General features: G+C 44.2%; 9 protein-coding genes and 1 CRISPR repeat array. All 9 genes read left to right on the plus strand.

From position 1 onward, the window contains the following. Positions 1-78: 78 nt before the first annotated feature. The 9 genes from HUK38_RS10635 to cas4 are packed head-to-tail and all read left to right on the plus strand — an operon-like array spanning position 79 to position 9,298. A complete protein-coding gene (locus tag HUK38_RS10635; RefSeq protein WP_182584310.1) occupies positions 79-2,061 on the plus strand; it encodes a TM1802 family CRISPR-associated protein in 1,983 nt (660 codons plus the stop codon). A gap of 5 nt (positions 2,062-2,066) precedes the next feature. Next, on the plus strand, positions 2,067-3,086 hold the full coding sequence (gene cas7b / locus HUK38_RS10640; RefSeq protein WP_202985546.1) for a type I-B CRISPR-associated protein Cas7/Csh2: 1,020 nt from the start codon (positions 2,067-2,069) through the stop codon (positions 3,084-3,086). A gap of 17 nt (positions 3,087-3,103) precedes the next feature. Continuing rightward, positions 3,104-3,823: a CRISPR-associated protein Cas5 gene (gene cas5 / locus HUK38_RS10645; protein WP_182584312.1), complete on the plus strand. Its 720-nt coding sequence runs from the start codon at positions 3,104-3,106 to the stop codon at positions 3,821-3,823. After that, a complete protein-coding gene (gene cas3 / locus HUK38_RS10650) occupies positions 3,820-6,162 on the plus strand; it encodes a CRISPR-associated helicase Cas3' (RefSeq protein ID WP_182584313.1) in 2,343 nt (780 codons plus the stop codon). The genes cas5 and cas3 overlap by 4 nt, the downstream gene beginning before the upstream one ends. Then, positions 6,150-6,854: a CRISPR-associated endonuclease Cas6 gene (locus HUK38_RS10655; RefSeq protein ID WP_182584314.1), complete on the plus strand. Its 705-nt coding sequence runs from the start codon at positions 6,150-6,152 to the stop codon at positions 6,852-6,854. Before cas3 ends, HUK38_RS10655 begins: the two co-directional genes overlap by 13 nt. Before the next feature lie 57 nt (positions 6,855-6,911). Next, positions 6,912-7,346, plus strand: coding sequence for a DUF29 domain-containing protein (locus HUK38_RS10660; protein ID WP_182584315.1), 435 nt, complete (start codon positions 6,912-6,914; stop codon positions 7,344-7,346). A gap of 11 nt (positions 7,347-7,357) precedes the next feature. After that, positions 7,358-8,371, plus strand: coding sequence for a CRISPR-associated endonuclease Cas1 (gene cas1 / locus HUK38_RS10665; RefSeq protein ID WP_182584316.1), 1,014 nt, complete (start codon positions 7,358-7,360; stop codon positions 8,369-8,371). Further along, positions 8,334-8,639 carry a CRISPR-associated endonuclease Cas2 gene (cas2, locus tag HUK38_RS10670; protein WP_202985547.1) on the plus strand — a complete coding sequence of 102 codons (306 nt, stop codon included), beginning with the start codon at positions 8,334-8,336 and terminating at the stop codon, positions 8,637-8,639. The genes cas1 and cas2 overlap by 38 nt, the downstream gene beginning before the upstream one ends. Then, the gene (cas4, locus tag HUK38_RS10675; protein WP_238787593.1) at positions 8,636-9,298 is read left to right on the plus strand and encodes a CRISPR-associated protein Cas4; all 663 of its coding nucleotides are present in this window, start codon (positions 8,636-8,638) and stop codon (positions 9,296-9,298) included. Before cas2 ends, cas4 begins: the two co-directional genes overlap by 4 nt. A gap of 301 nt (positions 9,299-9,599) precedes the next feature. Next, a CRISPR array of direct repeats spans positions 9,600-10,809; the repeat unit is 37 nt; unit sequence GTTGCAACCCATTATCCATTACAACAAGGATTGAAAC. Positions 10,810-10,873: the final 64 nt, after the last annotated feature.

A 10,873-nucleotide genomic window follows, 5' to 3' on the forward strand; every position in this document is an offset into this window, starting at 1 on the left:
GTCGGACAAATTGGGTGCGGTGTGTTGGAATAGTGGTGTGCAAATTCTAACGATGCTGAAACAGTGAGGTAAGTAATCATGTTGGCAGAGATGCGAGAGCTGGCGTTATTAGAATTAAATGCGCGATGCAACCAAACTGGGCTGAGTTTGGGTGTTATTCGTAAACAGCATGGAGAATACCTTACGCCGCTTCTCGTAGAAGATTCTGAAAAAATTGCAATTGTGTATTTATTGCAAGCTGTTAGTGAACAGCCCGGTGTGGTGAAACTATGGAGTGAGGAAATCACGCCTATTAAAGCACCAAAACTTCCTTTTGTAATGTCACGAGTTGCGGCATTTGGTCCAATAATGAAGCGGACTTTTCAGAATGGAGAGCCGGGGCCTACATTAAATACACAAGCACTCACTGCAAAAAGTTTTGCCGAGCGCGGTCAACAGAATACGCAGTGGGCTGCTTATTTCAGAGAAATGCACAACACGCTTTTTTGCAGCCAAACATTAGTTTTTGCAGATCAATCTTATTCTATCGGGGCAGGGCAAATTGATCCGCATATTTTAGCGGCAGCGCTTCGGTTAATTCCAGAAAAGAAAACGGTGTTCTTAGCTGTTCTTGATTCAACAGGGCGCTGGCCGGGCGAATGTAGTGAATATCATGCGTATCTTTCACAAACATTAGCTAATAAATACATCACCAGCTCGGCTCAGGCATATAACCATGCAAATTGTCCGTTGTGTGGCGCAACGAACATCACGCTATACCCAAATTTGCGCGGTACGGGAATTAACTTTTCTAATATGGATCGCGTTGGTGCATTTCCAAACTTAGAAATTAAACAAGCGTGGAAAAGTTATGGGTTGTGTTTAGATTGTGCCGATCTATTGTATGTTTTCAAAAATCATTTATTGACGCAACAATTTACTGGATTCGTTGCGGGTGATCGGGCGTTGTTATTGCCCAGTTTGCTTGGCAATCCTGCTGGGCGGCGGCATTTTTTGATTGATTGGCAGAAATATATCAACGCCATTAATGATGCTGGAAACAAGATTGGTTCACATGAAAATGATTTATTAGATTTCGTCCGTGATCGAGATGATGCGCAAGTGGTGGTGCATATTTTATGGGCGACGTTTGGACAAGTTATTGATGATGTGCGTGGCGTGGTAACGGATATTTTGCCGTCACGGTTGCGTGAATTAACGCGACACAATCAACAGGCAAATAAATGGCAACATCCGCTCGCACCGCGTTATCCATTGGAGGATGCAACATTTGATCTGAATCTGACGCTGTTATTGGTATTACTTAAACGTCCCGGTGGGAAACGTGCCGCAAAAGCGAATGAGAGCAGTCAATTGTTTGCAATAAAACGGCAATTGGTGGAAGCAATTTATCACGGCGTACCACTCGGCACAGCAACGGCTGGATTATGGCGTGAATTATTAATTACCGCTCGTTGGCGGCTTGATGATATTGCTGATTCTGGTAATTTTGGCGGTTTATTGTATGAAGGTTATAGTGAAAAAGGGGGTAAAAAAACCTATTATTGGACGCTGGCTGGCTGGATGAAACATCTGGCGCGTTTATTTTATTATCTTGATTCAATTGGAGTCTTACCGATGGCAGAATTGAATGCCGAACCATTGCAATTTGAACCGAGTTTAGCGGCACTCAAGCCCTATTTTCAATCTGGTTCTGGATTAAATACCCGCGAAAAAGCCTTTACGTTTTTATTAGGCATTTTATACGGAAAAGTATTACAAGTGCAGGCGGCGCGGGGCGTCAATGTCGCATCTAATGCGCTTGCTTGGTTAAAACGATTGAATCTTGATGGGCGCGATTTACCTGAGTTGTATTGCAAAATCCGTGAGAAGTTACTGAATTATGGAGTAGAAGCTAATGCGGATGTGCGTTCAATTGTGCAGGATTTAGGGCGACTTGGTGGACAATCAATTGGCGATACCATTGGGCTTGACCAAACTGTGACCTGTTATTTTTTATTGCTTGGTCAATCAATTACGGTTGACGTGCTGCCTGCCAAATCTAAAACTATTGAGGAGTAATGACAATGACAACAACACTCACTTCCCGCCGTGAAATTTTGTTTTTGTATGACATTCGCATGGGCAACCCGAATGGCGATCCTGATGAAAATCGGCCGCGCAGTTTACCGGATGGGCGCTTTTATGTAACTGATGTGCGATTAAAACGCTTTGCGCGTGATTATTGGGCAATGCAAAATCGGGATATTTTAGTCGGTAATATCGAAGGACGCACGACTAATTTAACCGGTCGCGTGGCGCATTATTTGAATAAGATCGGCAAAGATAAAGCCGATGGTGAGGAATTGGTTAACATTCTGCTAGATAGTTTTATTGATGCGCGGTGCTTTGGTTCTTCATTGGCTTTTAAAGGTCAAAAGGAAGAAGATGGCGGTGAAGTCACAGAACAGTCTGATGATTTTTCGCTTGATACGAAACCAGTGAAGGGTAATAAAAAGAAACAGACGGAATGGAAACCCAAGCCAGTTCCGAAGACGTTGACTGGCGCAGTTCAATTCAATATGGGTGAAGTGCTGCATGATGCGGAAGAGATTCAGATTCAAGGCACATCCGTTTTTGGCAGTGATGAAGAAAAGGCTCAGGGTACGTTTACCAATTACGCAGCGCTGCGTTATGCCTTGATTGCGTTTCATGGGGTGGCGAATGAACATTCGGCACAAAAATCACGTTTGAGTGATACTGATTATAATGATTTGTTATTGGCGTTGTGGAATGGTGTGCGCTCGGCGGGGAATACGCGCACGAAAATTGGTCAGGTACCGCGTTTATTGGTGTCTATTGAATACCAACCCGGTGAAGAATTTCAGTTTGGCAATTTGATGGATTATGTAAAGTTGCAAGCAAGTGGTGATAAAACTGAACGCGCTTGGTCATCTCCAGATGATTACTGCGTGGATGTATCGCGGTTATTAAACCGTATTGATGCGCAACGATCGCGGATTGCCAAAGTGCGCTATGAGGTGTCACCTGATGTGACGTTTGCGAGTGAATTGCCGAATGAATGGCAGGCGCTTGGTTTTGATTAAACAACAGGCATCATGCTATGGACATCCTCAGTGTCAATTGGTCGGCTAAATACGGTCACTTTCTCCGCGCCGAGGCAAATGTCAATGCTCTCACTTACCCCGTGCCACCGCGCACGGTGGTATTGGGATTAGTCGCCGCCATTTTGGGATTAGAAAAAGATGCGTTGGCGACTGAATTGGCAGAATTAAAAGTTGCGGTGAGCGGTGCATTACCAGAGCGATTTTGGCATCGGGTTAAATTGCGCAAAGACCCTCCGACCGCATTGCCATTAGAAATTAAACGCAATCAACGCGGGAGTGAATCACCAGCACCAGAAAAAGCGGCGTTACATCGGCAAGAGTGGCTATTAAAACCGCAGTATCAATTGCAGTTAGCGTGGCCAACACAACCGGCGCGGTTTAACGAATTAGTGGAGCGGATTAAACAACGACGGTGGCATTTTAATCCGTGCATGGGATTATCTGAGTTATTAAGTGATGTCGAGTTCATTGCGTGTGAATCTGCAATCTCATTACCATTTGGGCGCTATCAGGTGCAAGGAGTGTGTTCAGCAGAGCAGGTGCAATTGATTAGCAATGATAAATTGGGAGTGCATTTATTGCGGCTGCCGCGTCAGGTGAGCGCCAATCGCGTATTCAGTCATGCACCTTATTTTCTCGAACATCGCGGGCAACCGTTTACAGTTGAAACGGCGGTTGCATGGCAAACAACTCAGTGGACAGGAGTCTTTTTATGAATGAAACGTCGCTGTTGTCGCATCCAACGTTGTTATTAACGCAACACATTGAACAGGTGAATACAGCAGCGACGTTTTTATTCAATACCCATTCAGAAAAAGTCCGCACGCAACGTCCAGAGACGGCGGCTGTATTAACTGCATTAGTTCGCGGGCATGATTTAGGAAAAGGTAGTCCAGCTTTTCAAAGCTATATCCGCAATCCCGAAAAATATCGCGGTGATTACCGCGCTAAAGAACATTCAGCATTGTCGGCAGCATTAACGTTATTATGGGCGCGTCAACAACAGTTGGCACCACTCACTATTTTAGCTTTAACGCAAGCGATTGCAGGTCATCATGCTGGTTTTGCTACGCTGGAGTATTTAGAAAATCGGCTGCGTCTTGATGACGATGATCCACTCTTAACGCAATGGGAACAATTGAATTATACGGCATTATCTCATGCCAGCGGTTTAGAATTCACTGAGATTGAGGGTGAATTTGAAGATGCGCGGCGGTGGTTATTTCGTCGCCAAGATATTGCAGAAAAACTACACGCTTTATCAACTGAGGAAGCAGTGCATTTTCGGCTGTGGACGCAGTTTATTTTCTCGCTATTATTAGAAGCGGATAAAGCCTTTTTAGCGTTGAGTCAAGAAAATACCCAGCGTTATCTGCAAGTTGCACGTCCAATGTTATCGCCAGAATGCGTGACTAAACGTATTACCGATTTAACAACAACACCGCTCGATGATTTGCGGCAACAATTGCGCTCGCAATTCACCGCTAATATCAATTCCACAGATCATTATTGCACTTTAACCTTGCCGACTGGTACCGGTAAAACGTTATTAGCGGCGAGTTGGGCATTCGCGCAACGAGAACAGATGGCGCAAACAGGCGTTGCACCGCGTATTATTATTGCGCTGCCATTTCTTTCTATTGTTGACCAAACAGAAAAAGAATATCGTGAGTTGCTAGGTATAGATGTCAATGATACTGTGCAATCTGATCTTTTATTATCTAGTCATTCGTTATCTCAACGTGAGTATGAATGGGAAGGTAAAAAACTCGGCACGTCTTATACGCGGTTTTATTTAGATACTTGGCGTTCTGAAATCATTGTTACCACATTTGACCAATTATTGCTGGCGTTGTTATCGCCGCGCACTAAGCATCAAATGCGTCATCATGTGTTAATGGATGCGGTGATTATTTTGGATGAAGTGCAAACACTGCCGTGTCAATTGTGGGATGTTGTAGATCATACGTTGCGCGGTTTAACGATAGAAGGTAATAGCCGCGTGTTGTTAATGTCGGCAACGCAGCCAGCGTTATTAACGGGTGCGCAGGAATTGGCGGGAGATGCTGCACAAATGACGGCAATTTTTAATCAGTTTAATCGTTATCAACTCATTTTGCGGCATCGTGACACACAGTGCATTGATGATTTTATTGCCGAATTACTGCGGCGTTTAGATAGTTGGCAAGCACATGGGCAGCGGGTGTTAATGACGCTGAATACTCGTGCGAGTGCAAAGACTATTTGGCGAGCGGTGCGGGCGTATGTGCCAAACACAACACCAGTTTATTTAATTACTGCTGACGTAACGCCAAATGATCGCATCGTTAAAATTGATGCGATTAAATCTTTATCAATAGGAAAGCCGTGTGTTGTGGTTTCTACGCAGACAATTGAAGCGGGCGTGGATATTGATATGGATATTGTGATTCGTGATTTTGCGCCATTGGATGCGTTAATTCAGATTGCGGGACGCTGCAATCGTAATAATCGGTTAGATGAATGTGGCGGTCGGGTAGAAATTATCTCTTTGACGAGTGCTAGTGGGCGCGATTATGCCAGTATGATCTATGATCCAATTTTATTAAATGTTACGCGGGAAGTATTAGCACAACAACCAAAACAATTGAATGAAAAATCGGTGTTGGGTTTAGGTCAAGCGTATTTTGATTTAGTGAAAGCGCGTAAGAATACAGGCGCAGAAATTACTCGCGCTTTTGCGTATTGGGAAGAGATGCCGGATGTGCAAACCTTATTGCGGGGGCGTATTCAACAAATCAGTTTTTTGGTATTAAATGTGGAGGAAAAGTGGTTGCTCGATCAATTAAAAGCGGCATTGAATATCGCGGATCGGTGGGAACGACGCGAGGCGTTACGCGCATTAGCAGGTGAATTAAAACGGCGGACGGTAACTGTGTATGCGCGTCCAACATTTCATCCTGAGGAATATGCTGAATTAGTGGGTGCATTTTGGGTATTACGCGCAGGTTATTATCATTCTGATAGTGGTTTAGATTTTGGTGATGATGAGGAGTCAACAACATGTATTCTTTAGCAACTATTCCCTATACCGAAGTAGAATTGGATTGGGGCTGTGAATTACCGGGTGATAAAGTCGTGCGCAGTCGGCAATTGCGTGGGGCATTAGCAAATGCATTTCGGGCAGATGATTTATTTCATCAACACGATCCGGTGACGGGTAAGTCATTGTATCGTTATCCGCGAGTGCAATACCGCTGGTGGAATGGACATGGTGTGATGGTTGGGTGGCATCAAGCGGCGCCGCGTTTATTAAACTTGCCGTGGCTGGATTTAGCATTGCGGATTGGAAATGATGAGGTGACGATTGCGGACGCTGTATTAACTTCTCAGGCGGTGACGTTTGGGGTGAGTGACTCTTTAATGAGTTATCGTTTGCTGACGCCGGCGCTGTTGTTTAATCCGCGTAATTATCAACAATACCAACGTATGAACAAACAGCAGCAAATGGCGGAGCGGGAGCGATTATTGATTGCGGCGCTGTTGATTGCGATGCGTGGATTAGAAGTGACGTTTTCGGAGCGATTGTATGCGGTGTTTGCGCAGTTTTACACACAGACGATTGAGTATAAACAGGAGCGGTTTTTAGGGATTGGTGGTGTGGTGCGCACTAATGCGGTGTTGCCGAATGGTTTTGCTTTTGGGCATGGTGTGAGTCATGGATTTGGGGAGTTAATTACTATGGAAAATCGGGATAAGCGCGCATGATTTTAACGTGCTATCCATTACAACAAGGATTGAAAAAACTGCACGGAGAAAGTGAGCATGACGCAGTATAACGTAGATTTTGCGCAATGGGCATATGAACAAGCGGCTTTGTGTCGGCAACGCAATTGGGTTGCTTTTGATGCGGAACATGTCGCAGATGAATTAGAAAATATGGGCGTGCGGGAACGACGGGAATTGATAAGCAGGCTGTCGGTATTATTAGCGTATTTATTAAAATGGCAGTATCAGCCGCAATGGCGGGGAAAGAGTTGGCGATTGGCAATTCATATTCAGCGATTAGATATTGAAAACCTATTAAATCATAATCCGAGTTTGCGGGGGCGGGTGGTAGATTGTTTATTAGATAGTTATTATCGGGCGGTGTTGCAAGCGGCATTAGAAACTGGATTAAATGAGGCGGTTTTTCCAATAGAGTGCCCCTTTACTTTGGAGCAGATATTGGAAGAATATTGGCCGGTGGATGGTGAATAGGTGATTTTGAAATGAATTTAGTATTAACCACGTTTGGTAGCTACTTGCATCGTCAAGGTGAGTTGTTTTTAATTAAAATTAAGGAGGATAAAAAGGAGGTGGCGGCGCGTAAAGTGCGTTCAATTTTAATTACAACGGGGGCGAGTTTGTCCACTGATGCGATTGAATTGGCAGTGGAAAATAATATTGATATTGTTTTTCTGGATAAATACGGTGATCCCTATGGGCGGATTTGGCATGGACGGCCGGGTTCGACGATTGCAATTCGGCGGGAACAATTACGCATTGCGGATACTGAGCAGGGAATACTATTGGTGCGGGAATGGCTGGGATGTAAGTTGGGGAATCAAATTGAATTATTAGAAATCATGCGCTCGCGGCGCACCCGATTGTATGGTGAATTGACGGATAAGTTAGAGCAACTAGGTGCATTGCGTCAGAGCGTTGTGCAATTGACGGGGTCGTTGGATGAAATGCGTGGGACGTTAATGGGATTTGAGGGGCGGGCGGGACGGACGTATTTGGAAGCGGTGAATTTGTTATTGCCAGCTTCATTCCAATTTGTCGAGCGGTCGCGCAATCCAGCGAAAGATGAGTTTAATTGTTTATTGAATTATGCGTATGGAGTTTTATACGGCATTGTTGAGCGGGCGTGTGTGATTGCTGGATTGGATCCGTATGTGGGTTTTTTGCATACGGATCATTATCAGAAGAAGTCGTTGGTATTTGATTTGATTGAAAACTACCGTATTTGGGCAGATGAGACGGTGCTGGGATTATTTACGGCAAAACAGGTAAATGATGCGTTATTTAAGCGTTTAGAAAATGGGTTGTGGTTAGAAAAAGCGGGTAAAGTGGTATTGCTGAATGCGTTTGAAACGTATTTAGATGAGAGCATTTTGTATCGGCAGCGGCGAATTAAACGACGGGATACGGTGCAGTTGGATTGTCATCATTTGGCGAATACATGGATTGGGAGAATTGAAGATGAAAACGACGGAGATGTTGGTGTGGATTATTTATGATATTGTGGATAATAAAGTGCGGAGCAGAGTGGCGCGGTGTTGTAAGAATGTCGGGTTATATCGGGTGCAAAAATCGGTGTTTTTAGGGACAATTGAACGCAACCGATTGGATGAATTGCGGTTGCAAATTGAGGAATTGACGGATGCACAGGTAGATTCGGTGTATTTGTTTCCGATGTGTGAGATGGATTTTAAGAAGACGATATTATTGGGGCAGGCATTTGATAAGCAATTGGTGACGGATGAGATATTGGCATTGTTTGTATGAATAATGAGATTGATGCTGAGGCGGAGGAATTAGAACGCCACGATGCGGTGGTGCGTCAATGGTTAAGCGATCATGAGCGGACGCCGATGTTGACGCCATCGGAGGTATTGGAGTATGTGTATTGTCCGCGTTTTATTTGGTTTATGAATGTACAGCATATTCCGCAGCATGAAGAAAAACGGTTTAAGGTATTAAAAGGGCGGGAGGTGCATCAGCGGCGGGCAACTGAAAATCGTGATTATTTGCGGCGTAAAATTGGTGCAGTTAAGCGTGAGATTGAGGTGTATTTGGCATCGCCACAATTGCGTTTGCGGGGGATTGTAGATGAGATTTTATGGTTAAAAGATGGGTCATTGGCGCCATTGGATTATAAATATACAGCGCCACGTCAAGCGGTATTCAAAACGCATGAAATGCAGATTGTGTTGTATGCGATGTTAATTCGGGAAGTGTATCAACAGCCGGTGACGCGGGGGTTTGTAGCGTATGTGCGGGATGGGAATCAGTTATTAGAAGTTGCAATTACTGACCAGTTGGTGGCGAAGGCACATCAATTCATTCATGCTATTTTTTTATTATTGAAGACGGGGCGGGTGCCGGCGCGAACGGGGTCAAAAATGCGCTGTGAGGATTGTTGTTATCGGAATATTTGTGTTTAGGGGCGATCGTGCAGGAAACTGTTGCTATCGTCGGCGAACGGGTGTAAAGTCGCAGTCAGTCAGCGGGGTGTCACGGTGGTATGGCTGCCAAAGTGTAAAATTTGCTGACAGAAAATTATTTTGGCAGCGTGGCTGAAGTGCTGTAAATGATTGTTTTTAGTGATAAAAAAAGCACTTTCAAACGTCAAAATTTGGGTTAAAACATGCTGTTTTTCGCAAAATTTCGGTCGAAAATGCCAAAAAGGAGGTCGGAAAATTTTTTGTATTTAGCTGAATTTTCTAGGTTTTCACCAAAAATGCGGTTGCAACCCATTATCCATTACAACAAGGATTGAAACTATGAACTGCAAATCCTCAGCATCCCAGCCAATCTCTGTTGCAACCCATTATCCATTACAACAAGGATTGAAACACATCAATGATTTAATGACAGTGACCGCGACAGGCAGGTTGCAACCCATTATCCATTACAACAAGGATTGAAACACGCTCATCAAATCGGAAAACTCCGTGCACAGATTGGTTGCAACCCATTATCCATTACAACAAGGATTGAAACTTGCAAAAAAGGTGAGTTAATCCAATTGGCACTCGATGTTGCAACCCATTATCCATTACAACAAGGATTGAAACACTCCGAAATAACCAAACTCGAATTGGAAATTCGGTTGTTGCAACCCATTATCCATTACAACAAGGATTGAAACGAGCTAACTCTATTATTTCGCCTTGATTGCGGCAGTGTTGCAACCCATTATCCATTACAACAAGGATTGAAACCGCGGCGTGTATTGGTGCGCCCCGGGTGGCGACAAGTTGCAACCCATTATCCATTACAACAAGGATTGAAACACTGCCGTCACGGCACACGGAACTCGCGTTGGAATGGGTTGCAACCCATTATCCATTACAACAAGGATTGAAACAATAGGATCAATAAATGAGTGAGTTTAGAACGTCAGTTGCAACCCATTATCCATTACAACAAGGATTGAAACCTCGGGTTACAGATGGCGACACCGTGACCATCACCACGTTGCAACCCATTATCCATTACAACAAGGATTGAAACAACAATACACTTTTCCAACTTCAAAAGTGGTTTTGACGTTGCAACCCATTATCCATTACAACAAGGATTGAAACTCATCGTTTTGATATTCATGTGGCGTGTGGATTTCAGTTGCAACCCATTATCCATTACAACAAGGATTGAAACGGGAGCCGCCCAAGTGCGAAGGCACATGTCCTGCATGTTGCAACCCATTATCCATTACAACAAGGATTGAAACTCTGTGATGTCTTGGGGGTGTCAGCGGGGGTCTCGGGGTTGCAACCCATTATCCATTACAACAAGGATTGAAACTTCACTTTTAGAACATCTTCCGAAAGTGAACAAACCTGTTGCAACCCATTATCCATTACAACAAGGATTGAAACTATAGCCGTGCAATCGCCGTGTTTTGCGGTCGCAGTTGCAACCCATTATCCATTACAACAAGGATTGAAACATCAATTCCCGCAAATATACGGGGTCCGGATTGTAGGTTGCAACCCATTATCCATTACAACAAG

Origin of the sequence: Thiospirillum jenense, from assembly GCF_014145225.1 — a bacterium.
Classification (GTDB): domain Bacteria; phylum Pseudomonadota; class Gammaproteobacteria; order Chromatiales; family Chromatiaceae; genus Thiospirillum; species Thiospirillum jenense.

Bases quoted from the DNA above. Each gene is read 5' to 3' on its own strand.
- HUK38_RS10635 (WP_182584310.1), top strand. From the start codon at position 79: ATGTTGGCAGAGATGCGAGAGCTGGCGTTATTAGAATTAAATGCGCGA.
- cas7b (WP_202985546.1), top strand. From the start codon at position 2,067: ATGACAACAACACTCACTTCCCGCCGTGAAATTTTGTTTTTGTATGAC.
- cas5 (WP_182584312.1), top strand. From the start codon at position 3,104: ATGGACATCCTCAGTGTCAATTGGTCGGCTAAATACGGTCACTTTCTC.
- cas3 (WP_182584313.1), top strand. From the start codon at position 3,820: ATGAATGAAACGTCGCTGTTGTCGCATCCAACGTTGTTATTAACGCAA.
- HUK38_RS10655 (WP_182584314.1), top strand. From the start codon at position 6,150: ATGTATTCTTTAGCAACTATTCCCTATACCGAAGTAGAATTGGATTGG.
- HUK38_RS10660 (WP_182584315.1), top strand. From the start codon at position 6,912: ATGACGCAGTATAACGTAGATTTTGCGCAATGGGCATATGAACAAGCG.
- cas1 (WP_182584316.1), top strand. From the start codon at position 7,358: ATGAATTTAGTATTAACCACGTTTGGTAGCTACTTGCATCGTCAAGGT.
- cas2 (WP_202985547.1), top strand. From the start codon at position 8,334: ATGAAAACGACGGAGATGTTGGTGTGGATTATTTATGATATTGTGGAT.
- cas4 (WP_238787593.1), top strand. From the start codon at position 8,636: ATGAATAATGAGATTGATGCTGAGGCGGAGGAATTAGAACGCCACGAT.